Genomic DNA, 24,422 nt, shown 5'->3' with positions numbered 1-24,422 from the left:
CCTCCCCTTCGCGCTGGCTCTGCCGCTCTACGTCGGCGTGGAGACCGTCCTGTCGGGCTGGTCGGCCGTGATCCCGGAGCGGGCGCTCGCGATCGAGCCCGCCACCGCCGCCCTCGGCACCTCCGCCTTCTGGGCGCTGATGTCCGTCGGCCGCTTCGGCGCCGCCGCTCTCCGGCGCGCGGCGGTTCCGCCGCTCGCGCTGCTGGCGACCACAACCGGGGCTGCCGCCCTCCTCCTGGTGCTCGCCGGGGTGCTCCTCGGCGAGCAGCCGGTCGCGGCGCTGCTCATCCTGGCCGTCGTGGTGGTCCTGCTGGCCCCGAGCTACGGCCTCATCCTCGGACTCGCGCTCGACCGACTCGATCCGGCCCGCAGCGCCGCGGTCACCGGGGCGCTCGTGGCCTGCGGCGCGGTCGGCGGCACGTTCGTCCCGACGCTCGTCCTGCTGATCGGGCGCGACCCGGCGTCGAGCGTCACGTTCCTCGTGTCCGCCGTCCTGTGCGCGGTCATCCCCGTGCTCATGCTCGTGGCGTCACGCTCCGGGCGCGCCGTCCCTGCGCTGCGGTGACTCACTCTTCCTCCCCCATCGAGCCTGCACGCGACCTCTTCACAGATGCCGGAATTCCGACCGGCGCCCGCATGGCGACCACGTATCGTCGAAGCCATACCCGCACCGAGGAAGGGAGCACCGTGTCCGCGGACACCCTCACGATCATCGTCAGCGCGATCGGCGTCGTGCTCACCCTCGGCGCGAGTCTGTTCGCGGCAGGGGCGTGGATGATCCGTCGCATCGACGAGCGTCTCGGCGCCGTCGACCACCGGCTCTCCACAGGCATCGGCTCCGTCGAAGAGAAGCTCGGCGCACGCATCGACACCGTCGAAGAGAAGCTCACCACACGCATCGACACCGTCGAAGAGAAGCTCACCGCACGCATCGATGCGGTGGCGGCGGACGTCACGGATCTGAAGATCGCCGTCGCCCGGCTCGAAGGGCCCCCGCGACACCTGCTCGTGTCAGGGAGCTGACACTCCCGTCAGCGCAGGACGAGGGCGGCGGCGCCGATCAGCGGCCCCTCGTCGCCCAGGCCCGAGCGGACGACGCGGGTGCGACGGGAGTACTCGTGCACGGCGCTGGCGGTGAGAGCCTGCTGGACGAGGTCGATGTAGTCCGCCGACACCCGCGAGAAGCCGCCGCCGATGGCGACGACGTCGAGGTCGACGAGGGTGGCGGCATCGGCCAGTGCCTCCCCGACGGCGCGGGCCGAGCGCTCGATCGCCGCGCGGGCGACGGCGACACCGGCCTCGGCGTCCCGGGCCAGGTCCTCCCCGGTCGCGCCGGACCAGCCCTGCTCCCGCGCCCAGGCGGCACTGGCAGGTCCGGAGGCGATCTCCTCGAGAGTGAGCCCGCCCTCGCGGCGCACCTGCCCGAGGTGCCCGGCGTTGCCGCTCGCCCCGGGCACATACGCACCGCCCACGACGAAACCGCCGCCGACGCCGGTGGACACGACGATCGACAACGAGGCTCCCGCCTGCTGCGTCGCCCCCAGCCACGACTCCGCGAGCGCGAGCGCGCCGCCGTCGTGACCCAGGACCGCCGGGACGTCCCGTCCGAGTGCGGTCGAGGCCGCACGGCCGACCGCGTCGACGAGGCCGAACCCCCGCGCGAGGGGCATGTTCACCGGCAGGATCTCACCGCGGGTCCGATCCACGGGACCCGCGCTGCCGATCCCGGCGCCGACGAGCTCCGCATCGGCGGGCAGGGCCGCGAGCGCATGCCGCACGATCGCGTCGACCGCCGCCGTCAACGACGCGGACGTCGCCTCGCGGCCGGTGGGCTGCCGGCTGCGGCTGCCGGGGACGAGCGTGCCGTCGTCGGCGACGAGGGCGGCCTCCATCTTCGTGCCGCCCACGTCGACGGCCAGCGCATAGCGGCTCACTGCGGGTCGAGTCCGAGGTCGTCGAGGTCGAAGGCCGCGCGCCACTCCAGGCCCTCGGCCTCGATGGCGGCCTGCGCGCCGGTCTTGCGGTCGACGATCACCGCGACCGCGACGACCTCCGCACCTTCCTTGCGCAGCGCCTCGACCGCCTTGAGCGCGGACTGCCCGGTGGTCGAGGTGTCCTCCAGCACGACCACGCGCTTGCCCTTCACGTCGGCGCCCTCGATCTGGCGACCGCGGCCGTGGTCCTTCGGCTCCTTCCGCACGACGAACGCGTCGAGCGGACGGTCGGTGCCGACCGAGGCATGCAGGACGGCGTTCGCGATCGGGTCGGCGCCGAGCGTCAGACCGCCGACGGCGACGACGTCGAGATCGGCGATCAGGTCGAGCATGATGCGGCCTATGGCCGGAGCGGCGCGGTGGTCGAGGGTGAGCTTGCGCATGTCGACGTAGTACGTCGCCTTCTTGCCGCTGGAGAGGGTGAAATCGCCGTGGAACACCGCCTCGTCCGTGATGAGGGCGAGGAGGGTCTGGCGGTCTGCGTCGAGTGCGGTCACGGCATCCAGTGTAGGAGGCACACCCTAGGCTGGACGCATGCGCTTGGCCACCTGGAACGTCAACTCCATCCGCACCCGCGTCACCCGCACCGTCGAGTTCGCCGTCCGTGAAGACATCGACGTGCTCGCGATGCAGGAGGTGAAGTGCAAGCCGGAGCAGTTCCCGTATGCACCGTTCGAGGAGGCCGGCTACCACGTCGAGGTGCACGGCCTGAATCAGTGGAACGGCGTCGCCATCGCCAGCCGGCTGCCGATCACCGACGTCCGCACCGCCTTCGACGGCATGCCCGGGTTCGCGAAGGGCCACGAGGGCCCCGATGCCCCGCAGGAGGCGCGTGCTCTGGGCGTCATGGTCGACGGCGTGCGCGTCTGGAGCCTGTACGTGCCCAACGGCCGCTCGCTCGACGACCCGCACTACGTCTACAAGCTGCACTGGCTCGAGCAGCTCAAGCAGTCCACGGCGGCCGAGCTGTCGGCGAATCCCGACCTTCCGCTCGCCCTCGTCGGCGACTTCAACATCATCCCGTTCGACCATGACAACGGCGACCCCGACATCGTGGTCGGCCGCTCCACCCACGTCTCCCCCGCCGAGCGCGACGCGTTCTTCGCGCTGACCGACGCGGGCGTGACCGACGTCGTGCGCCCGCTGCTCCCCGAGGGTTACACCTACTGGGACTACCAGCGGCTGAAGTTCCCGCGCAACGAGGGCATCCGGATCGACTTCATCCTCGGCTCGAAGACGTTCGCCGATGCCGTCACCGGGGCGTCGATCCACCGCAACGAGCGTAAGGGCGAGCAGCCCAGCGACCACGTGCCCGTGGTGGTCGATCTGGACTTCGGCGGCGACGACGCCGACGACGACCTGCCGATGATCTTCTCCTGACCTTTCGACAGGCTCAGGGACCTACCCCGTGCGGCTGATCGCGACCGACCTCGACGGCACCCTGCTCGACAGCTCGTCCGCGGTGTCGCCGCGCACCCGTGCCGCGCTCGACGCCGCGCGGGACGCGGGCGTCGCGGTGGTGCCCGTCACCGCCCGCCAGCCGATCGGCCTGCGCGTGATCGCCGCCGACGCCGGCTTCGACGGGTGGGCGCTGTGCGGCAACGGCGCGTACGCGACACATCTCACCGAGGGCCGCATGCTGTTCGCCGAGGAGCTGCCGCCCGCGACGCTGCGCACTCTCGCCGACGCGCTGCGCGCCAGCGTCCCCGGCCTCCTCTTCGCGAGCGTGCGGGAGGGCGGCGAGACATTCGTCGCACAGCACGGGTACGCGGCGATCGCGCAGCTGTCCGATCACAAGCGTGACCCCGCGACGATGGGCGGCGTGCCGCTGGACGAGGTGCTGGCCGCGCCGACGCTCAAGCTCGTGATCCGGCACCCCGAGCTCGCGCCCGCCGCACTCTTCGAGACCCTGCGGTCCCTCGGGCTCACCGGCTTCGAGGCCACGCTGTCCGGCGCCCCGTTCGTCGAGGTCATGGCGCAGGGCGTCACGAAGGCCACGGGACTCGCGCGCCTCTGCACGCACCTCGGCATCGATCGCTCCGATGTCGTGGCGTTCGGAGACGCCCTCAACGACGTCGAGATGCTCCGCTGGGCCGGTCACGGCGTGGCCATGGCACACGCGGAACCGGTCGTGCAGGAGGCCGCGGACGAGACCACCGCGACCAACGACGACGACGGCGTGGCCCGCGTGATCGAGCGCCTGCTCGGCCCCTGAACCGGGCCGCCGCGGTCAGTCGGCCCCGGTCGGACGCACCTCGGCACTCGGCGGTCGCAGCCCGAGGAGAGCCAGGGCATCGCCCCCGCCGTGAGCGCCGCGATCACGCCGATCCCGACCGCCGGCACCGTCACCGTCGCCACGGCCCCCGCGACGAGCGGACCGCCCGCGTCGCCCAGCTCCCGGCCCAGCTCCGCACTGCCCATCGTGCGCCCCATCCGTTCGGCGGGCGTCGATGCCGCGAGGTGCGAGAACGCCACCGGCGTGGCCAGCCCCACCCCGGCACCGACCAGCACACCCGTGAGGCACAACACGACCGGGGTCACCCACAAGGCCGAGAGGCCTATGCCCACGCCGATGAGAAGCAGCCCGCCGACCGCGCCGAGGCGGACCGAGAGCCGGCCGCGGTCGTGCGCCGCCCCGACCAGGGGCTGCACGATGCTCGACACGACCGCGAGCACCGTGACGATCGCCATGCTGCCCACAGTGCCGAGTCCGGCCTCCCGCCCGAGCAGGGGCAGGAAGCCGACGGCCACGGCGAGCGCGCCGGTCGTGGCCGCCAGCACCAACGTCGGGACGAGAAACCCCGGGGCGAGGAGCTCCCGTCCGAGGTCGACGAGCGTCACCCGTTTCCGGGGCAGCACCGGCACGGCCGGGACGGCGACCAGCACCCATCCGGCCGCGGCCAGCCCGAGCACGGCGAGTGCCCAGAACAGTGCCGGGATCCCGCCCGCCACCACGAGCACCGCACCGAGCAGGGGGCCGAGCGCATATCCGAGACTCTTCCAGGAGCCGTAGCGGCCGAAGTACCGACCACGCGACGCCTCGTCCGTCAACCGCGCCACCGCGGCGGAGGAGGCCGGCGAGAACGCCGAAGCGGCCGCCCCCTGGCCGAAGCGCGCGATCACGAGGCCGATCATGCCGGGGGCCAGCGCTCCGACCACCGAGAACGCGGCGAAAGCCAGCAGACCGCCGAGGATCACGGGACGCACCCCGACCCGGTCGCTGAGCGCCCCGAAGAGCGGCTTGAGCAGCACCTCGGCGAGGTCGTACAGCGCGAGCGTGAAGCCGAAGGCCAGCAGCGTCCAGCCGATGTCCTCGGTCTCGGCGCCGAGGGCGGCAGCGATGCCGTGCGCGCCGAACGCGGTGGTGAAGCCGGCGAGGTAGAGCGGTGCCAGGCGCGGGCGCGTCGAGGAGGTCACACTCGATCCTGGCAGGCCCCCGCCCGGCATCCCCCTCAGCCGTGCCGACGACGGCGTCGGAGCAGTGCTCCTCCGCCGAGGAGGAGCACGACCGCCACCATCAGCGCGAAGGACGGGAACTCGCCGCCGGTCGCGGCGAGGTTCTCCTCGTTCCGCGGCGGTGCCACGGCTTCTCCCGACGTGCCTCCCGAGGCGCCGGGGACGATGTCGAGCCGCACGCTCGCCACCACATTCCGCTGCGCGTCCAGCGCGACCACGGTGTGCGTTCCGGCCGGGAACCCCGCGGGAATGCGGAAGTCGTCCGAGAACGCCCCGTCGATCCCCGCCACGGCCCGACCGAGTTCGGCCGGCTCCGACCGGATCTCCAGCGTGACCGCCTCACCGGGCGCGAAGCCCGATCCCGAGATCGTCAGCACTTCTCCGGCGAGGATCGAGGCCTGCGAGAGGGTGAGCGCGGGCGACACTGACGGCGCCGTGCACTCCGCGGACAGCATGACGTCCCGTCCCGACACGGTGGCACCGGGCTCCACCCGGAAGGTGTCGGCCCCGAGGAGCGACTGTGCGCCGCCGAAGTACCCGGTGCAGAAACCGGGCATCTCCACCCGCAGCGTATAGACCCCCGCGGGCAGCGACCCACCGGGAGCCTCGGGATCCGCTCTCCCACCCAGAGTGAATCGCCCCTCCGTGTCGAGCGTCGCCACGTCCCGCCAGCCGGACGCCGTCCAGAGCAGGGCCGTGACCGTCGCCCCGGAGACCGCGGCACCGCCCGCGGTCGACACCGTCCCGTCGATCGCGCCGCCCGGCGCGAGGTCGAAGTCCACTCCCGCGCGATCGCCGCCCGCGGCCAGCACGACAGGGGTCGCCTCGGCCCGGGTCGCGACACCGTCAAAGAACTGCGGCGCGAAGATCATGTCGTACACGTTCGCCGTGGCTCGCACGATGTAAGTCCCGGCGGGGACGGCCAGGCGGTACGAGCCGTCGGGCTGCGTGTAGGCCATGCTGACGAGGGTGTCCCCGCTGTACGCCTCCACGATCGCGTCGCCGGACAGCGCGCCCGACGTGCGCACCACGCCGGTGATCATCCCGGTCGCGTCGAGAGTCGCATCGATGTCCGCAATGGCCTGCCCCGGGGCCACGGCGATCCTGGTCGCGTCCTTCTCCTCCCGCGCATCCTTCCAGTACTCGGGGATGCCGCGTCCGCCGTTCGGAACGAACGCCACCGCGTACTCCCCCGGCGGCACGGAGAGGGTGTACGACCCGTCCGGCGCGACGTCGGCCTGCGCCAAGGCTCCCGTCGCGTCGTCGGTCGCGGTTACCCACCCGGCCACGGGCGAGCCGTCGATCGCCAACGTCATCGACCCCTGGATGACGCCGAGCTCGGCGAGGAGGGCATCCACTCCCCCACGGTCCTCTCCCGCGGTCACGCGAACGGCCGTCGCCTTGCGGTCTCCGTACGCGTCGTCCCAGAACTCGCCGGCCAACGTCGGCTCGGCGGGATCGAAACGGACGCGATAATCGCCGGCAGGGAGACCGTCGATCCGATAGGTCCCGTCGGCGCCCGTCTGCGCGACACCCGACCGGGAGAAGTCGGCGGAGTCCACGCGCACCGTCACGCCTTCGAGCGGCGAGCCGTCGGCCTGCCGCATCACGGAGCCGGCGATCGCCCCACCGAGCGTGAGGGCGGCGTCGACACCGTGGACGGGTTCTCCCTCGGGGACGATGAGACGCTGCGCGGTCTCACGCGACGACGCATCGTCCCAGAACTCGGAGATGAAGTCCGTCCCGGAGGCGTCGAAGGCCACGACATACTCCCCCGCCGGAAGGTCCGGCACGAGGTACGCACCCGTGGCGTCGGTCATCGTGGACTCGAAGACCGACGCGTCGTCGGTCGACACCGAGACGGTGACGCCCGCGAGAGGCGAACCGTCCGCCTCCGCCGTCACCGTCCCCGCCAGGGATCCCCCTGACGCGGCATCGGCTGCGGTCGCGCCGCCCAGTGCGAGTGCGAGGGCCGCGGCCCCGCCCATGATCGACCGAAAGAACGCGCGTCGTCGCGCCATGTCCCCACCCTCCGGAGGAGGCCGGCGCAGCCCGGTGCTGTCGCGGTCGACCTCGAGCTCTGCCGATCCCGCGGCAACGCCTTCTCCGAAGGTAGACGATCGACGCATCGGAAAGGAATAGGCAGATCACAGGCGGCCGTCTCCGTCGCGCGGGGGATGCCGCGCGACGACCCCCGCCCTACGGTGGAGGGATGGCCTTCACCCGGACGCCGACCCTGCGCGACCAGCGCGGCGACCTCCTCCTCGCGCTCGTCCTCTTCGTCGGCGCGATCCTCAGCGCGGCGCTCTCCTCCATCGCCCAGGTCTACGGCGACGAACAGGCTCCGCTATGGACCGCCCTCGTCTACGCCGTCGTGGTGGCGGCGCCGCTCGGTTTCCGCCGGCGCTGGCCAGGCACCGTGGCCGTCGTGGTGTCGCTGGCCTACTTCACCGCGGTGACGATCCGGGTACCGGAGATCTACGTCGGCAACATCGCGATGTTCATCGCGCTCTACACGGTCGGCGCCTGGATGAACGACCGCCGGAAGGCCCTGGTCGTCCGTGTCGCGATCATCGTCGGCATGTTCGTGTGGCTCCTCATCACCATGTACCGCGACGCCATCAGCGAGGCGGACAAGGCGGACGTCGTCGCCGGTGCCATGTCGCCCTATGTGGCCTTCATGCTCATCCAGATCCTCCTCAACGTCCTGTACTTCGGCGGCGCCTACTACTTCGGCGAGCGCTCCTGGGCGGCGGCGGAGCAGCGCACCGTGCTGGAGGAGCGCACCCGAGAGCTGGAGCGCGAGCGCGAGGTCACCGCGGCGCAGGCGGTGGCCCTCGACCGGGTGCGGATCGCCCGAGAGCTGCACGACGTCGTCGCCCACCATGTATCGGTGATGGGCGTGCAGGCGGGTGCCGCGCGCCTCGTGCTCGAGAGCGATCCGGCGCAGTCGGCGCGCATCCTCTCCGGGATCGAGTCCTCCGCGCGGGACGCGATCCAGGAGCTGCGCCAGCTGCTGGAGACCCTGCGCACTCCCGGCGGCGACACGACCGAGCCGGCATCGACCGTCTCCCTCGACGACATCGCCGCCCTGGCGGAGGCATCGACCGAGGCCGGCCTCCCCACCGCGTACGCCGTGATCGGCGATCCGGTGCCGGTGCCCTCGCTCGTCGCGGTGAACCTGTACCGGATCGCGCAGGAGTCGCTGACCAACGCCCGTCGGCACGCCGGGCCCGGGGCGACTGCGGACGTGCGCGTGCGCTACGACGAGGACGGCGTAGAGGTCGAGGTCGTGAACACCGGTCGTGCCATCGCCCAGCTGCGTCCCGGCCTCGGCCAGCTCGGGATGCGGGAGCGCGCGGCGGCCTCCGGCGGCACGTTCGAGATCGCTCCGCGCGCGCCCGGCGGGGTGCGGGTGCGAGCGCGGGTGCCGCTCGCCGCACCCGTGACGGAGGCCGCACGGTGACCGCGCCGATCCGGGTGCTCCTCGTCGACGACCACGCCCTCCTCCGCGCCGGCTTCCGCACGATCCTCGACACCCAGCCCGACATCACCGTCGTCGGCGAGGCCTCGACCGGGGCGGAGGCCATCGCGCAGGCCGCCGACCTGCGCCCTGACGTGATCACGATGGACGTGCAGATGCCGGACATGGACGGGATCGAGGCGACGCGCTGCCTCGTGGCCGACCCCTCGGTGAGTGCCGCGATCGCGATCGTGACGACGTTCGATCGCGACGACTACCTCTATCAGGCGCTCGAAGCCGGCGCGAGCGGATTCCTCCTCAAGAACGCGGGTGCCGAGGATCTCATCTCCGCGGTGCGCGCTCTCGCGGCCGGGGACGGCATGCTGGCACCCGAGGTGACGCGCCGCGTCCTCACCCGCTTCGCCGGAGCGACTCCGGAGACCGGCGCCGCTCCCGCCCGCGCGGTGACGAAGACGTCCACGACCCCCGTCCTCGCGGAACCGCTGACCGAACGGGAGGCCGAGGTGCTGACCCTGCTCGCCGATGCCCGCAGCAACGCCGAGATCGCCCGCGCCCTGTTCATCGGGGAGGCCACCGTGAAGACCCACGTCTCCCGCATCCTGCAGAAGCTCGGCGCCAGGGACCGCGTGCAGGCCGTCGTGCTCGCGCATCGGATGGGGCTGGCCTGACCGGCGGCGCTCCGCTCCCCCGCGATACTCTCGGAGCCATGCCCGCCGCCGCCCCCGTGTCCCGTCCGATCGTCGCCGGGATCGTCACGGCGCTCGTGGGGTTCACGAGCTCGTTCGCGGTGGTGCTCACGGGTCTCGATGCCGTCGGCGCGTCGGCGGCGCAGGCGGCCAGCGGACTCCTCGCCGTGAGCCTCGCGATGGGGCTCGCCTGCATCGTGCTGGCCTGGCGCTACCGGATGCCGATCACGGCCGCGTGGTCCACTCCCGGTGCCGCCCTGCTCGTGGCGACCGGCAGCGTCGAGGGCGGCTGGCCGGCCGCGATCGGGGCCTTCCTCGTGACCGCGGCCGTCATCCTCCTCACGGCGCTCTGGCCCGCGCTCGGAGCCCTGATCGCGCGGATCCCTCCGTCGATCGCGCAGGCCATGCTGGCGGGGGTGCTGCTGCCGCTCTGCCTCGCGCCGATCACGGGGGTCGTCGCGAACCCCTGGGGCGTGGTCCCGGTGGTGCTGACCTGGCTGGTCTTCGCCCGACTGGCTCCCCGGTGGGCCGTGCCGCTGGCGTTCGTCGCCGCGGCCGCGGTCGTCGCCGTGTCGCTGGTCTCCGCGGGGACCCGGGTCGACCCGGCCGTCCTCCTGCCACAGTTCGAGCTGACGATGCCGGCCTTCACGGTCGGGGCCCTGGTCGGCATAGCCCTGCCGCTGTTCATCGTGACCATGGCGTCGCAGAACGTGCCGGGTATCGCGATCATGCGCAGCTTCGGTTACGAGGTCCCGTGGCGTCCGGCGATGCTCGTGACCGGTCTGGGCACGGCCCTCGGCGCTCCGGCCGGCGGGCACGCGATCAACCTCGCCGCCATCAGTGCGGCCCTCGCCGCGTCCCCCGACGCCGATCCCGACCCCGACCGGCGCTGGCTCGCCGGGGTCTCCACGGGGGCGTCCTATCTCGTGCTGGGGGCGTTCTCCGCCGCCTTCGCGACCCTCGTCGCGCTCGCCCCGACGGCGGTCATCCCGGCGGTCGCGGGACTCGCGCTGTTCGGCGCCTTCGGCGCGGCCGTCCAGCAGGCGATCGACGACCCCGGCGAGCGCCTCCCCGCGGTCGTCACGTTCCTCGTCGCCGCCTCCGGCATCGCCGTTCTCGGGGTGAGCGCGGCATTCTGGGCGCTGGTCGCCGGCCTGCTCGTGCGCACGGTGCTGCACGCCGGCCGTCCGCCCCGCGGCTGATCCGTGGCCGTCCCCCCTGCGGGGGATGCCCTGCCCCGCCCGTGCTCAATAGCGTGAAGGTCATGCGGATCACCTTCGGACGGAGCACCACGACATGACCACCGGACTGCTGGAACTCTCCGGCATCACCAAGAGCTACGGCAGCCGCCGGGTGCTGGACGACGTGTCGTTCACGGTCGCGCCGGGCCGGCTCACCGGTTTCGTCGGCGGCAACGGCGCCGGCAAGACCACGACCATGCGCATCATCCTCGGGCTGCTGTCGTCGGACGGCGGACGAGTCGACCTCGACGGGGCGCCCCTCACCACCGCCGACCGCCGTCGCTTCGGCTACATGCCCGAGGAGCGCGGACTGTACCCGAAGATGAAGGTCCTGGAGCAGATCGTCTACCTCGCGCGCCTCCACGGGTTCAGCAAGCCGGACGCGACGGAGCGGGCGACCGCGCTGCTCACGGAGCTCGGACTCGGCGAGCGCCTCGACGACACGATCGAGTCGCTGTCGCTGGGCAACCAGCAGCGGGCGCAGATCGCCGCGTCGCTCGTGCACGACCCCGAGGTGCTGATCCTCGACGAGCCCTTCTCCGGCCTGGACCCCCTCGCGGTGGACGTCGTCGCCGGCGTGCTGCAGGCCAGCGCAGCCCGCGGCGCCTCGATCCTCTTCTCCTCCCACCAGCTCGACGTGGTCGAGCGCCTCTGCGACGACCTCGTCATCCTCGCCGGGGGCACCATCCGTGCCGCCGGGTCCCGGGACGGGCTCCGCGCCGAGCACGCCCGCGACCGGTACGAGCTCATCTCCGCGGGCGACGCCGGGTGGCTGCGCACCGAACCCGGGGTCACGGTCATCGACTTCGAGGGCGGCTACGCGCTCTTCGATGCGGACGGCCCCGATACCGCCCAGCGCGTGCTGCAGTCGGCGGTCGCGCGCGGCGACGTCGCGAGCTTCGCGCCCAAGCACCCCTCCCTCGCCCAGATCTTCAAGGAGGTCATCCAGTGAACGCCTCGACCCCAGCGCGGAACGGGATCTGGCTGGTCGCCGAGCGGGAGATCGGCTCCAAGCTCCGCAGCAAGGCGTTCCTGATCTCGACCGGCATCCTGCTCGTCCTCGCCCTCGCCGGCGTGCTGTTCGGCGGCTTCGCGAGTCAGAACACCGACGCCATGCCCGTCGCGGTGACCGCGGAGACCACGGGCGCCGTGTCCGCGCTGCCCGACGTCGAGGTGACCGAGGTCGCCTCCCGCGCCGAGGCCGAGGAGCTGGTCCGCGACGGCGACGTCGACGCGGCGGTGCTCCCGGGCGACAACCCCGCCGGATACACGATCGTCGCCCTGGAGGATGCGCCCTCATCGCTCGTGTCCGCGCTGTCGCTCTCGCCCGAGGTCGTGATCCTCGAACCTGTCACCACCAACCCGCTGCTGCGCTACTTCATCGCGATCGCCTTCGGGCTCGTCTTCATGATGGCCGCAGCGACCTTCGGCGGCACCATCGCGCAGAGCGTGGTCGAGGAGAAGCAGACCAGGGTCGTGGAGGTGCTGCTGTCGGCGATCCCGGCACGCACGCTGCTCGCCGGCAAGGTGATCGGCAACACGGTGCTCGCGATGGGACAGATCCTCGCCCTCGCGGCCGTCGCCACGATCGGCCTCATCGTGACGGGTCAGCGGGAGGTGCTGACCACCCTCGGCGCCCCCATCATCTGGTTCGCGGTGTTCTTCCTGTTCGGGTTCATCCTGCTCGCGGCGATGTTCGCGGCGGCGGCCTCCATGGTGTCCCGCCAGGAGGACATCGGCTCGACGACGACCCCCATCACGATGCTCATCATGGCGCCGTACGTGCTGGTGATCGTGTTCAACGACAACCCGCTGGTGCTGACGATCATGTCGTACGTGCCGTTCTCGGCTCCGGTCGGCATGCCCATGCGCTTGTTCGTCGGCGAGGCGCAGTGGTGGGAGCCGCTCCTGAGCCTGGCGATCCTCCTGGCGAGCTGCGTCGCGGCGATCGTCGTCGGCGCGAAGATCTACGAGAACTCCCTGCTCCGGATGGGCTCGCGCGTGAAGCTCGCCGAGGCTCTGCGCGGCTGATCCCGAGACCCCGCTTTCGCGCCGAGACCCCCTGCTGCACGCGCGTGCAGCAGGGGGTCTCGACGTGTACCCGGGGTCTCGGCGTCAGAGGAGGCCGTCGGAGAGGGTGGTGGGGTTGCCGAAGCGGTGGTTGGTGATCGACACGGCCTGCTCGTGCAGGAACGGGAGCATCTCGACCCGGCCCGCTCCGGTCACGGCGTGCGACCATACCGCGACGTCGGGGCTGCCGTCGAGGGCCGTGTGCAGCGCGGCGGCATCGCCACCGACGAGCCGCACCCGCTGCCACGACCGGGCGCCCTTCGCGTAGCGCTTGGTCCACGCGGCATCCGACTCGGTCTTCACGGCCACGCCCTGGGCCTTGAGCGCCTTCTCCACGCGGGACGGCAGCGACGCCGCCGACACGGTGAACGGACTGCCGCTGCGCAGGGCCGCGGCGAGCACGCGGACTCCCTCGGCCAGCGGCGCGTCCTCGGCGATGCGCACGTCGACCGCCACCGGACGGTACCGGAACACGTTGCGCTCGACCCCGAGTCCGGACTTGTCGCTCACGGCGCCGAACTCGTCGATCCACGCCCGCTCGTCGGCGGCCGCGGCGCGGTGCAGCCACTCGATGCCCACGGGGTCGAGCTCGGGCGCGGCCGCCTCCAGTAGCCCGGTCACGGCGGGGGTCACCGCCGCCCCCGGAGCCCGGGCGGGCAGCTCGCCCGCACGCCACTCACCGAGACCGAAGAGGTAGTTGGGGCCGCCGGCCTTGGCTCCGGCGCCCACGGCCGAGCGCTTCCAGCCGCCGAACGGCTGACGCTGCACGATGGCGCCGGTGATGCCCCGGTTCACGTACAGGTTGCCGGCCTCGACGCGGTCCAGCCAGGTCGCGACCTCGGCGGAGTCCAGCGAGTGCAGCCCCGCGGTGAGGCCGTAGTCGACGGCGTTCTGCAGCCGGATGGCCTCGTCGAGGTCCTTCGCGTGCATGATGCCGAGCACGGGTCCGAAGAACTCGGTCAGGTGGAAGTACGAGCCCTCGCGCACGCCGGTCTTCACCCCCGGCGTCCACTGCTTCCCCTCGTCGTCGAGCTTCCGGGGCTCCACGAGCCAGCGCTCGCCCTTGTCGAGCGTGGTGAGCGCGGTGAGGAGCTTGCCGTTCACGGGCTCGATGATCGGCCCCATCTGCGTGGCGGGGTCGTCGGGCAGCCCGACGCGCATCGAGGTGACCGCGTCCACGAGCTGCCGCTCGAAGCGCTTCGAGTCGGCCACCGACCCGACCAGGATCGCCAGCGACGCGGCCGAGCACTTCTGCCCGGCGTGGCCGAACGCGCTGCGGGCGACGTCGGCGGCCGCGAGGTCGAGGTCGGCCGACGGCGTCACGATGATGGCGTTCTTGCCGCTCGTCTCGGCGAGCAGCGGCAGGTCGGCACGGAAGGAGCGGAAGAGCTGCGCGGTCTCGTAGGCCCCGGTGAGGATGACCCGGTCGACCTGGGGGCTCGCGACCAGTCGGGTGCCGAGGTCGCGGGAGGCGAGGTCGACGAGGGCGAGCAGATCGCGCGGGACGCCCGCGGCCCACAGTGCCTCGACCATCACGGCACCGCACCGCTGGGTGAGCTTCGCGGGCTTGATGATCACACCGGATCCGGAGGCGAGGCCGGCGAGCACACCGCCGGCGGGGATCGCCACGGGGAAGTTCCACGGCGGCGTGACCACGGTCACCTTCGACGGCACGAACTCGGCGCCGGGGATGGCCTCGAGATCCTTCGCCCGCTCGGCGTAGTAGTGCGCGAAGTCAATCGCCTCGCTGACCTCGGGGTCGGCTTCCGCGATGGTCTTGCCGGCCTCGTGCGCCATGATCTCCAGCAGCTCGCCGCGGCGGGCGGCGAGCTCGTCGCCCGCGCGGTGCAGGACGGCGGCGCGCTCGGCGGCGGGGAGCGCCGCCCACCTCTCGGCGGCGGACGTGGCGGCGGCGAACACGGCGTCCAGCTCGGCGTCGGTCTCGATGCGGGCGGCCGCGATCGCGTCCCGGCCGAGCGTCGACGACACCGAGCGCTGCAGGATCTCCCGGCCCCAGGCACGGTTCGCGGCGAGCGCCGGATCGGTGTCGGGCTCGTTCGCGAAGCCGTCCGTGGTGCCGTCAGGGCGCGGGGCCGTGCGGTCCTGCGTGCGGTTCGGGGCGGGTACCGACGGGTCGGCGACGAGCGCGGCGAGAGAGCGCTCGAAGCGCTCCCGCTCGCGGGTGAGCAAGGTCGGGTTCGACGCCAGCTCGAACACGGCGGACATGAAGTTCTCGGGGCTCGCGTTCTCCTCGAGGCGCCGCACGAGGTACGCGATCGCGACATCGAACTCCGCCGGGTTCACGACCGGCGTGTAGAGCAGGAGGCGGCCGACGTCCTTGCGGACGGCCTCGGCCTGCCCGGTCGCCATGCCGAGCAGCATCTCGTACTCCACGGCCTCTGTCACACCGCGGGCCTTCGCGAGCAGCCAGGTGTAGGCGATGTCGAAGAGGTTGTGACCGGCGACGCCGATGCGCACGGCGTCGAGCCGCTCGGGCGTCATCGCCCAGTCGAGCACGCGCTTGTAGTTCGTGTCGGATTCCTGCTTGGTGCCGTAGGTCGCGAGCGGCCAGCCGTGCACCTTCGCGTCGACCTCCTCCATCGCGAGGTTCGCGCCCTTGACCACGCGCACCTTGATCGGCGCTCCGCCCTTGGCGCGGCGTGCGGCGGCCCACTCCTGGAGACGCTGCATGGCGCCGAGCGCATCGGGCAGATAGGCCTGCAGCACGATGCCGGCCTCGAGGTCTTCCAGGCCGGGCTGGTCGAGGATGCTCGTGAAGGCCGCGATCGTGAGGTCGAGATCGCGGTACTCCTCCATGTCGAGGTTGATGAACTTCTGGGTCCCGGTGCGGGCGCCCTTCGCCTCGGCCTTCGCCGCGAGCCGGTACAGCGGGGTGAGCTTCTCGACGACGTCGGCGACGGCCTCGTCGAACGACCACATGGAGAGCTGGCTGACGACGCTCGACACCTTGATCGAGACGTAGTCGACGTCCGGACGGGCGAGGAAGTCGTACGTGCCCTGCAGTCGGCGGCCCGCCTCGCGCTCGCCGAGCACGGCCTCGCCGAGGAGGTTCAGGTTCAGACGGTTGCCGGTCTTGCGGAGTTTGGCGATCGCGGGACCGAGCTTGGACGGCGTGGCGTCGAGCACGAGGTGGCCCACCATGGCCCGCAGCACGCGCCGCGAGATCGGGACGACGACGTTCGGGAGCTTCGGCGCCCAGAACCCACCGGCCTTGATGGCGGCACGGAGGTAGCCGGGCAGCAGCGTGGGCGTGATGTCGGAGAGCTCGGCGAGCTTGCGGCCGGCGACCCTCAGATCCTCCGGACGCATGACGCCGTCGACGAAGCCGACCGTGAAGGCGAGGCCGTTCGGATCCTTGAGCACTTCGGACAGGCGCTGCGCGGCCGGCTCGACCGGGTGGGTCTCGCTCTCGGCGAGCCAGCGCTGCACGAGCGCGGCGACCTCTTCGGTGCGGGGGGTGGTGTCGTCGATGACGGTCATGAAGCGGGGTACCTTCCTCGGCCTCGCACACCCGGGTGTCGTGTGCGGCTGGATCATTGTCCAGCCGGTCGGTAGGCTCCGTCTATCAACCGATTCGAGTGGATTCTGTTCACTCTTCCCGAACGATCGGAACCGCCGTGCTCGACGTCCATCGCCTGCGTCTGCTCGTGGAGCTGTCGCGTCGCGGGACCCTCTCCGCCGTGGCGGATGCGCTGTCCTACAGCAAGGCCTCCGTGTCCCAGCAGCTCGCCGCGCTCGAGCGTGATGTCGGGGTGCCGCTGCTGCGTCGGGTCGGTCGCGGCGTGCAGTTCACGCCGCAGGGGACCGTCCTGGTGGCCGAGGCCATCGGCATCCTCGATCAGCTCGAGCACGCCCAGGTCGCCGTCGCCGAGTCGCTCACCGAGGTGACCGGCACCGTGCGCCTCGCGGTGTTCCAGTCCACCGCGCACTCCCTGCTGCCCCGCGCGCTCGCAGCCCTCGGCGCGCGCCACCCCGCCCTGCGCGTCGAGGTGACCGAGCGCGACCCCGAGTCCGGGCTGGTGGGCGTCTCCAGCCGCGACTACGACCTCATCCTCGCGGAGCAGTATCCGGGCCATACGCGTCCCATCCACGCCGACCTCGACCGCGTGGTGCTCGCCCACGACGCCATCGCGCTCGCCCGGCGTCCGGGAGCGTCGGAGTCCGCCGATCCCGTCGCGGCCCTGTGGGCGACCCGCGCCGAGCCGTGGGTGCTCGAACCCGCCGGGACCGCCTCCCGCGCGTGGGCCGAGCAGCTCTGCCGCACCGCCGGGTTCGAGCCCGACGTGCGCTTCGAGCTCGCCGACCTCACCGCGCACGTCCGGCTCATCCACGCGGGACTCGCGGTCGGGCTGCTCCCCGAGCTCGTGTGGGCGGGCGACACCCCGACGGTCGACCTCGCACCGCTGCCGCAGGAGCCGCGCCGGGAGATCTTCTCCTCCGCGCGTCGGGTCTCCGCGGACGCCCCGTCGATCCGCGCCGTCCGCGCCGCGCTCGCCGACGCCGCCTCCCGCAACCTCCTGGACTGACGCGAACCGACCTCCGGGAATATGCATGCACATGCATCGGTTCATCCCCCGTGTACCCGGACGACGGCGTCCGATCCCCTCCGTCCGAAAGGCACTTCCGTGAGCACTCCCGTCATCGACCGCACCGCCCCGACCGAGCACCCCGTCCTCGACGTCCTCGCCGGCCGCTGGAGCCCCCGCGCCTACGACGCGCAGCACCCGATCGACGAGGCCAAGCTCGCCACCGCTCTCGAGGCCGCCCGCTGGAGCCCCTCCGCCAACAACATCCAGCCCTGGCGCTTCATCGTCGCCCGCCGCGGCACCGCCCTGCACGCCCAGATCGTCGACGCGCTCATGGGCTTCAACCAGGCCTGGGCCGGCAACGCGGCCGTCCTCGTCGTCGCGATCGCCGAGACCGCGACCGCCGACGGCACGCCGATCAGCCACGCGTTCTACGACCTCGGCCAGGCCGTGGCGCACTTCTCCGTGCAGGCCCACCACGACGGCCTCGTCGTGCACCAGATGAGCGGCTTCGACCCCGAGGTCGTCCGCGAGTTCGCCGACCTGGAGCCCCGCTTCACCCCCGCCACCGTCATCGCCGTCGGCGAGTTCGGCGACATCGAGGCTCTGCCGGAGGTGCTGCAGGAGCGCGAGGTCGCCCCGCGCGTGCGCCGTCCGATCGCGGAGACGGTCGTCCTCAGCGCCTGAGCAGCGACACACGAAAGGCCCGGTAGGCGTCACGCCTACCGGGCCTTTCGTGTGCGCCGATCCCGATCAGTCGTCGAGCAGCTCGGCCTCGATCACGTCGTCGTCCTCGACCTCCGGCTCGGGGGTCGTCGCGGTGAGCACGAGGCCCGTGCCGTCGGCCGCCACGTCCACCCGGACGGTGTCGCCGTCGTGCACGCCGCCCGAGAGGAGGGCGGTCGCCAGCTTGTTCTGCACCTCGGTCTGGATGAGGCGACGCAGCGGGCGGGCGCCGAACACCGGGTCGTACCCGCGCTCGGCCAGCCACGACCGCGCCCCGGGAGTGACCGCGAGCGTGAGCCGACGGTCGCGCAGCCGGTCGTGCAGCTGATCGACCGACAGCTCCACGATCTGCGCGAGGTCGTCTTCGGTGAGGGCCTGGAACATCACGATGTCGTCGAGACGGTTCAGGAACTCCGGCCGGAACGCCTGGCGAACGAGGGCCATCACCTGCTCCCGCTTCTCCTCCACGGAGAGCACTGGGTCGATGAGGATCGGCGAGCCCAGGTTGGAGGTCAGGATGAGGATCACGTTCGAGAAGTCGACCGTGCGCCCCTGTCCGTCGGTCAGCCGCCCGTCATCGAGCACCTGCAGCAGCACGTCGAACACCTCGGGGTGCGCCTTCTCGACCTCGTCGAGCAGGATCACGCTGTACGGACGGCGCCGCACGGCCTCGGTGAGCTGACCGCCCTGCTCGTAGCCGACGTACCCGGGAGGGGCCCCGACGAGCCGGGAGACCGAGTGCTTCTCGCCGTACTCCGACATGTCGATGCGCACCATGGCGTGCTCATCGTCGAAGAGGAACTGCGCGAGCGCCTTGGCCAGCTCAGTCTTGCCGACACCGGTCGGTCCGAGGAACAGGAACGATCCGGTCGGCCGACCGGGATCGCTGATCCCCGCGCGCGAGCGGCGCACCGCGTCGGACACCGCCTTGACGGCGTCCTTCTGGCCGATTAGTCGCTTGCCGAGCTCGTTCTCCAGGTGCAGGAGCTTCTCGCTCTCGCCCTGCAGCAGCCGCCCGACCGGAATGCCGGTCCAGGCCGCGATCACGGCCGCGATGTCCTCCTCGGTGACCTGCTCGTTCACCATGCGCGGTTCGCTCGAGGCGGTGGCCTCGGCCTGCTCGGCTTCGGCGATGTCGCGCTCCAGGCGCTTGATCGTCTCGTACTCGAGCTTCGACGCCTTCGTGTAGTCGGCGTTGCGCATGGCGAGGTCACGCTGGGTGATCGCGTCGTCGAGCTGCTTCTTCAGCTCCCCGACCCGGTTCAGGCCCTGCCGCTCCCGCGCCCATCGGGCCTCGAGTCCGGCGAGCTCCTTCTCGAGCTCGACGAGGTGCTCGCGGAGGGTTCCGAGGCGCTCCTTGGACGCGGCGTCCTTCTCCCGCTTGAGCGCGAGCTCCTCCAGCTTCAGCCGGTCGACCTGACGCTTGAGCTGGTCGATCTCGACGGGAGAGGAGTCGATCTCCATCTTCAGACGCGACATCGACTCGTCGATCAGGTCGATGGCCTTGTCCGGCAGCTGCCGCGCGGGCAGGTAGCGGTTGGAGAGCGAGGCCGCGGCCACGAGCGCGCTGTCGGAGATGGTCACCCCGTGGTGCGCCTCGTAACGCCCCTTGAGCCCGCGGAGGATCGCGATCGTGTCCTCGACCGTCGGCTCGCCGACGTACACCTGCTGGAAGCGCCGCTCGAGGGCGGCGTCCTTCTCGATGAACTCGCGGTACTCGTTGAGGGTGGTGGCGCCGATGAGCCGCAGCTCGCCGCGGGCCAGCATCGGCTTGAGCATGTTCGAAGCCGCGACCGACCCCTCGCCCCCGCCCGCGCCCATGAGCACGTGCAGCTCGTCGATGAACGTGATGATCCGGCCGTCCGACTCGGTGATCTCCTTGAGCACCTGCTTCAGGCGCTCCTCGAACTGGCCGCGGTACATGGCGCCCGCGACGAGCGCGGAGATGTCGAGCGAGACGAGTTCCTTGTCCTTGAGGGACTCGGCGACGTCGCCTGCGACGATGCGCTGCGCGAGGCCTTCGACCACCGCGGTCTTGCCGACGCCGGGCTCACCGATCAGCACCGGGTTGTTCTTGGTGCGGCGGGTGAGCACCTGGCTGACGCGCCGGATCTCACTGTCCCGTCCGATGACGGGGTCGAGCTTGCCCTCGCGGGCACGGTCGGTCAGGTTGATGCCGAACTGCTCGAGGGCGGACTGCTGTTCCTGGTTCGGGGATCCGGTCTGCGGGGTGGTCATGCGCTCCTCCTGGAGATGCTCCTTCTGAAAGTTGAGTTTGATTGACTCAAGTTTAGCATTCGGCGGTGCGCGGCTCCACCACCTCTCACCTCTCGCGGGCGACCTCGTCCCAGACGGCCGCCGCCACCTCGCGCTTGGTCCCGGCCGCGGTCCGTGCCAGGGCTCCTCCGCGACCGAGGATGTGCACGGCGTTCTCGCCACGTTCGAAACCCTGCTCCCAGCCGACCTCGTTCACCACCAGGAGGTCGACCCCCTTGCGCTCCTGCTTGCCGCGGGCGCGCGCGAGCAGCTCGGCCTCGTCCTCCGGGGTCTCCGCCGCGAACGCGACGATGAGCTGCCCTTCCCGCCGGGTGTCGACGAGCGCGGCGACGATGTCCTCGTTCTCGACGAGTTCGATCGTGCCGACGCCGCCGCGGTCCTTGGTGAGCTTCCGGGCGGAGACCTCGACCGGGCGGTAGTCGGCCACCGCCGCCGCCATCAGCACGACGTCGGCCGTCGCCGCCTCCTCCTTCATCGCCGCGGACAGCTCGGCGGCCGTGCCGACCCGGACGGTCCCGATGTGCGGGTGGCGGGCCTCCGCGAGCACGTCACCGGCGACGTTCGCCGCGACGAGCGTCACCTCCGCGCCGCGCGCCGCCGCCTCCGCCGCGAGCGCGACTCCCTGGCGCCCGCTGCTCCGGTTGCCGAGGAAGCGCACCGGATCGATGGGCTCCCGCGTGCCGCCCGCCGAGACGACGACCCGCACGCCCGCGAGGTCGCCCGGGGCCAGCAGCGCCTGCGCTGCGGCAAGGATCTCCTCCGGCTCGATCATGCGACCGGGGCCGCTGTCGCCGCCGGCCAGTTCGCCGTCGGCAGGGCCGACCACGTGCACGCCGCGGTCCCGGAGCGTCGCCATGTTCGCCTGCGTGGCGGGGTTCCGCCACATCTCCGCGTGCATCGCGGGGGCGACGAGCACCGGCGCCTCGGTCGCGAGCAGCGTCGTGCCGAGGAGGTCGTCGGCGAGGCCCGCGGCCATCTTCGCGAGGGAGTTCGCCGTGGCCGGGGCGATCACGACGAGGTCCGCCCCCTGCCCCAGTGCGACGTGCCGGACGCGGGCGACGTCCTCATGCACGCTCGTCGTCACCGGGTGCCGGCTCAGTGCCTCCCAGGTCGGCAGGCCCACGAAGCGCAGCGCATCCTCCGTGGGCACGACGGTCACGTCATGACCGGCCTTGGTGAGCAGGCGCACGAGGTGCACCGTCTTGTACGCGGCGATGCCGCCCGTGACTCCCACGACGATGTTCACGCCTCGATTCTGCCCCAGGGTGCGGACGCCCGGGCCGTCGCGGGCGGATCCGTCCCCGCCCGCCCCGGCCGACCTAGACTCGGAGGCGTGTGCACGGTGGTGATCGATGTCGAGGCTCCGGGATCCGCGCGGCTGCTGGCCGTCCGCGACGAGGACCCGACCCGGGAGTGGGACGCCCTGGGCGCGTGGTGGCCCGAGGAGTATCCGGGGGTGATCGGCATCCGCGACCGCCGCGCCGGTGGGGCCTGGCTCGCCGTGAACCCCGTGGAACGACGCCTCGCCGTGCTCCTCAACCGCGCCGATGTGCAGGACCTCTCCGCGACCGCGGCCGTCTCCCGCGGCACCCTTCCGCTCGCCGCGGTCACCGGGCGTTCTCCGCAGGGAGCCCCGCCGATGCACGGCTTCAATCTGCTCGAAGTCGGTCCGGAGGGCGCGCGAGTGCTCTCCTGGGACGGTGCCGAGCTGCGGGAGACCCCGATCGAGCCCGGAACGCACATGATCGCCCACGACGACCTCGACGACGAGGAGACCCCGCGCATCGCCGCGTGGCTCCCGGAGTTCCGGGCGCTCGGGCCCGCCGCGGCGAGCGCCGACTGGACGGCCGAGTGGACCGCTCTCCTCGGGTCCTCGGCGACCCTGCCTCCGGAAGACGACCGCGCCATCATCCGGGACAACCGCCCGCACGGGTACCCGACGCAGTCCCTCCTCTACGCGGTCGCCACGGTCACGCCCGCCGGGGTCGACGTCCGCGATGTCACCCTCCCCTCCCCCGCCCACTGGCACTGACCCCCCTCCGCCCGCCTCTCGCGCCGCGGGATCAAAACAGCACCCCCGCCCTCCGCCCGCGGCCCCTTTCTGATCCCGCCCGCCCCGCCGCTTCCCGCGCAGGATCGAAAACGCACCCCACCGCCCATCCCGCGGGACCTTTCTGATCCCGCACCGATGCGGGCGACCGACCCCTCGGTTCGACGAGTTCCGCTGCGGAGCTTGGGGGGCGATGCCGCCGGCGGGGCTGGACCAGAATGCCGCGGCCTGTGGCGAGACCGTTCGGCCTGATGCGGGACGGCAAACGCTCCGGATCCGGTGCGGTGGCGCGCGTTCTTGATCGCGCACGACAGCGGGGACGGTCGCGAGGCCGACGGGGGGAGCGGGACGGAAAACGCCCCGGACGCGGGGCATTCACGCGCGTTTTCGATCCCGCACGACTGCGGGGGACGGTAGGGGGACCGTGGCGGGATGGAAAGTGGGCCGGATGCGTGGAAACGGGGCACGAAATTGATCCCGCACCGCCGAGGGAAGGGCGGGGTCAGGCGGCGGGGAGGGCGTCGGCGCAGGAGAAGCGGGCGCGGTAGGCGGTGGGAGTCACACCCAGCACGCGGGCGAAGTTCTGCCGGAGGACGGCCGCCGAACCGAAGCCGCAGTCCGTCGCGATGTGTTCGAGCGGAAGATCGGTGCGCTCGAGGAGACGCTGGGCCTGGATGATCCGCTGCCGGCCGAGCCACGCGGCAGGGGTCGCCCCGTACTCGGCCTTGAAGCGGCGCGCGAAGGTCCGCGGCGACATCAGCGCCCGGGCCGCGAGCTGGTCGACCGTCAGGTCTTCGCGGAGGTTCTCCACCGCCCAGTCGGCCACCACGGCGAGCGAATCCGTGGGCGCGACCGGGATGGGGCGATCGATGAACTGCGCCTGACCCCCGTCCCGTTGCGGCGGCACGACCATCCGACGCGCGATCCGGTTGGTGATCTCCGCCCCGAGCTCCTGTCGCAGCAGGTGCAGGCAGGCGTCGATGCCGGCAGCGGTGCCCGCACTCGTGATGATGCGGCCGTCCTGGACGAAGAGCACGTCCGGATCGATGTCGACGGCGGGGTACATGTCGGCCATCGTGTGGGCGTACATCCAGTGCGTCGTCGCCCGCCGTCCGTCCAGGACCCCGGCCGCGGCGAGGATGAACGAGCCGCTGCAGACGCTCATGACCCACGCTCCGCGCGCCACGGCTTCGCGGGCCAGGTCGACGAGGAGCGGGTCGATGTCACCCCAGACCTCGCGCGGCACCGGGCAGAACACGACGAGGTCGGCCTCCGCGGCGAAGGACAGATCGTGCTCCACGTTGATGGAGAAGCCGATCTTGGAGCGCACGACCCCGGGCCGCGGGGCGACGATGCGGAAGTCGAAGTTCGGCACCCCGTCGGCCGACCGGTCGAGGCCGAACGCCTCGCAGGCGACCCCGAACTCGAACGGCGCGAAGCCGTCCTGCACCACGCACGCGACGGTCTTCATCTCATCTCCCGGAATGGCAGTTTTCCTACGCACAGTGCCCGATCCGCCACTCGTGGCAGCATCACACCGAGCGTAGCTTTTCTGCCATGCTACTCCTCATCCTCCTCCTCGCCCTCGCCATCTGGGCGCTCGTCGCCACGTTCGTCGAACTGCGTCGGGACGGCTACCGTCGCACCCCCACCGACTGGAGCCGCGTCGCCGGACAGGACGCCCTGTCGCAGGCCGACCCCGGACACGTCTATCGCTGACCTCCCGACCGTCCGCGAGGAGGGCTACGCTCGGGGCATGAGCGACCCGCAGCAGCCCGGACACCCCTCGCGCGACGGCGCCGGCGACCCGGCCGCCCCGCCCCCTCCGTCGCTCCCGGCGGAGCCGCAGTACCCCGGCGCCCAGGCCCCCGCCCCGGGGGCACCGTACGCA

General features: G+C 72.0%; 21 protein-coding genes. 13 read left to right on the top strand and 8 right to left on the bottom strand.

Translation table 11 applies throughout. From position 1 onward, the window contains the following. Positions 1–565 (top strand): hypothetical protein (locus D8M34_RS19035; RefSeq protein ID WP_202976268.1); only part of this gene is annotated, 565 nt, incomplete at its 5' end. A gap of 122 nt (positions 566–687) precedes the next feature. Beyond that, positions 688–1,023 carry a hypothetical protein gene (locus D8M34_RS15825; RefSeq protein WP_126894467.1) on the top strand — a complete coding sequence of 112 codons (336 nt, stop codon included), beginning with the start codon at positions 688–690 and terminating at the stop codon, positions 1,021–1,023. Between the two features lie 8 nt (positions 1,024–1,031). Here the strand turns inward: D8M34_RS15825 and D8M34_RS15820 are convergent, their stop codons facing one another. Further along, positions 1,032–1,934 carry an ROK family protein gene (locus tag D8M34_RS15820; RefSeq protein ID WP_126894466.1) on the bottom strand — a complete coding sequence of 301 codons (903 nt, stop codon included), beginning with the start codon at positions 1,932–1,934 and terminating at the stop codon, positions 1,032–1,034. Continuing rightward, a complete protein-coding gene (gene pyrE / locus D8M34_RS15815; protein WP_025104912.1) occupies positions 1,931–2,491 on the bottom strand; it encodes an orotate phosphoribosyltransferase in 561 nt (186 codons plus the stop codon). Before pyrE ends, D8M34_RS15820 begins: the two co-directional genes overlap by 4 nt. Before the next feature lie 37 nt (positions 2,492–2,528). Here pyrE and D8M34_RS15810 point away from each other — a divergent pair, with 37 nt between their 5' ends. Both D8M34_RS15810 and D8M34_RS15805 read left to right on the top strand, forming a co-directional pair. Further along, positions 2,529–3,374 (top strand): exodeoxyribonuclease III, encoded by an 846-nt coding sequence (locus D8M34_RS15810; protein ID WP_085605648.1) that lies wholly within the window; start codon positions 2,529–2,531, stop codon positions 3,372–3,374. Between the two features lie 28 nt (positions 3,375–3,402). Continuing rightward, a complete protein-coding gene (locus tag D8M34_RS15805) occupies positions 3,403–4,209 on the top strand; it encodes a Cof-type HAD-IIB family hydrolase (RefSeq protein WP_126894465.1) in 807 nt (268 codons plus the stop codon). Here D8M34_RS15805 and D8M34_RS15800 read toward each other — a convergent pair. Both D8M34_RS15800 and D8M34_RS15795 read right to left on the bottom strand, forming a co-directional pair. After that, a complete protein-coding gene (locus D8M34_RS15800) occupies positions 4,092–5,411 on the bottom strand; it encodes an MFS transporter (RefSeq protein WP_238695682.1) in 1,320 nt (439 codons plus the stop codon). The genes D8M34_RS15805 and D8M34_RS15800 overlap by 118 nt on opposite strands. 35 nt (positions 5,412–5,446) lie before the next feature. Continuing rightward, positions 5,447–7,471, bottom strand: a complete 2,025-nt coding sequence (locus tag D8M34_RS15795; protein ID WP_161973078.1) for an MSCRAMM family protein — start codon at positions 7,469–7,471, stop codon at positions 5,447–5,449. Between the two features lie 191 nt (positions 7,472–7,662). Between D8M34_RS15795 and D8M34_RS15790 the strand changes: the two genes are divergently transcribed. The 5 genes from D8M34_RS15790 (at position 7,663) to D8M34_RS15770 (ending at position 12,892) form a co-directional block, all read left to right on the top strand. Then, positions 7,663–8,916, top strand: a complete 1,254-nt coding sequence (locus D8M34_RS15790) for a sensor histidine kinase (protein ID WP_126894462.1) — start codon at positions 7,663–7,665, stop codon at positions 8,914–8,916. Continuing rightward, positions 8,913–9,602: a response regulator gene (locus tag D8M34_RS15785; RefSeq protein ID WP_126894461.1), complete on the top strand. Its 690-nt coding sequence runs from the start codon at positions 8,913–8,915 to the stop codon at positions 9,600–9,602. Before D8M34_RS15790 ends, D8M34_RS15785 begins: the two co-directional genes overlap by 4 nt. A gap of 38 nt (positions 9,603–9,640) precedes the next feature. Continuing rightward, positions 9,641–10,822, top strand: a complete 1,182-nt coding sequence (locus tag D8M34_RS15780) for a benzoate/H(+) symporter BenE family transporter (RefSeq protein WP_126894460.1) — start codon at positions 9,641–9,643, stop codon at positions 10,820–10,822. A 106-nt stretch (positions 10,823–10,928) separates the two neighbouring features. Then, on the top strand, positions 10,929–11,813 hold the full coding sequence (locus D8M34_RS15775) for an ABC transporter ATP-binding protein (protein WP_025104919.1): 885 nt from the start codon (positions 10,929–10,931) through the stop codon (positions 11,811–11,813). Continuing rightward, complete coding sequence (locus D8M34_RS15770) at positions 11,810–12,892, top strand: ABC transporter permease (RefSeq protein ID WP_025104920.1); 1,083 nt, start codon at positions 11,810–11,812, stop codon at positions 12,890–12,892. The genes D8M34_RS15775 and D8M34_RS15770 overlap by 4 nt, the downstream gene beginning before the upstream one ends. A gap of 84 nt (positions 12,893–12,976) precedes the next feature. Here the strand turns inward: D8M34_RS15770 and D8M34_RS15765 are convergent, their stop codons facing one another. After that, positions 12,977–16,432 carry a bifunctional proline dehydrogenase/L-glutamate gamma-semialdehyde dehydrogenase gene (locus D8M34_RS15765; RefSeq protein ID WP_126894459.1) on the bottom strand — a complete coding sequence of 1,152 codons (3,456 nt, stop codon included), beginning with the start codon at positions 16,430–16,432 and terminating at the stop codon, positions 12,977–12,979. A gap of 137 nt (positions 16,433–16,569) precedes the next feature. On the opposite strand from D8M34_RS15765, the gene D8M34_RS15760 reads away from it, so the two are divergent. Both D8M34_RS15760 and D8M34_RS15755 read left to right on the top strand, forming a co-directional pair. Then, positions 16,570–17,478, top strand: a complete 909-nt coding sequence (locus D8M34_RS15760) for a LysR substrate-binding domain-containing protein (RefSeq protein WP_126894458.1) — start codon at positions 16,570–16,572, stop codon at positions 17,476–17,478. A 99-nt stretch (positions 17,479–17,577) separates the two neighbouring features. Further along, a complete protein-coding gene (locus tag D8M34_RS15755; RefSeq protein ID WP_025104923.1) occupies positions 17,578–18,165 on the top strand; it encodes a nitroreductase family protein in 588 nt (195 codons plus the stop codon). Positions 18,166–18,231: 66 nt separating this feature from the next. Here the strand turns inward: D8M34_RS15755 and D8M34_RS15750 are convergent, their stop codons facing one another. Together D8M34_RS15750 and coaBC are read right to left on the bottom strand one after the other, a co-directional pair. Then, positions 18,232–20,442, bottom strand: a complete 2,211-nt coding sequence (locus D8M34_RS15750) for an ATP-dependent Clp protease ATP-binding subunit (protein WP_081811630.1) — start codon at positions 20,440–20,442, stop codon at positions 18,232–18,234. An 85-nt stretch (positions 20,443–20,527) separates the two neighbouring features. Next, positions 20,528–21,727, bottom strand: a complete 1,200-nt coding sequence (gene coaBC / locus D8M34_RS15745) for a bifunctional phosphopantothenoylcysteine decarboxylase/phosphopantothenate--cysteine ligase CoaBC (RefSeq protein ID WP_126894457.1) — start codon at positions 21,725–21,727, stop codon at positions 20,528–20,530. An 87-nt stretch (positions 21,728–21,814) separates the two neighbouring features. On the opposite strand from coaBC, the gene D8M34_RS15740 reads away from it, so the two are divergent. Beyond that, the gene (locus D8M34_RS15740) at positions 21,815–22,513 is read left to right on the top strand and encodes an NRDE family protein (protein WP_126894456.1); all 699 of its coding nucleotides are present in this window, start codon (positions 21,815–21,817) and stop codon (positions 22,511–22,513) included. 520 nt (positions 22,514–23,033) lie between these two features. Here the strand turns inward: D8M34_RS15740 and D8M34_RS15735 are convergent. Then, entirely contained in the window at positions 23,034–24,002 is a 969-nt protein-coding gene (locus D8M34_RS15735) for a GlxA family transcriptional regulator (RefSeq protein ID WP_060923594.1), read from the bottom strand. A gap of 86 nt (positions 24,003–24,088) precedes the next feature. Here D8M34_RS15735 and D8M34_RS19295 point away from each other — a divergent pair, with 86 nt between their 5' ends. Beyond that, positions 24,089–24,250 carry a hypothetical protein gene (locus D8M34_RS19295; RefSeq protein WP_164498183.1) on the top strand — a complete coding sequence of 54 codons (162 nt, stop codon included), beginning with the start codon at positions 24,089–24,091 and terminating at the stop codon, positions 24,248–24,250. Positions 24,251–24,422: the final 172 nt, after the last annotated feature.

This window comes from Microbacterium sp. HSID17254 (genome assembly GCF_003989315.1).
Taxonomy (GTDB): Bacteria; Actinomycetota; Actinomycetes; order Actinomycetales; family Microbacteriaceae; genus Microbacterium.
The sequence above is the reverse complement of the archived record's forward strand: the minus strand, read 5'-3'. Positions and strand labels throughout refer to the sequence as shown.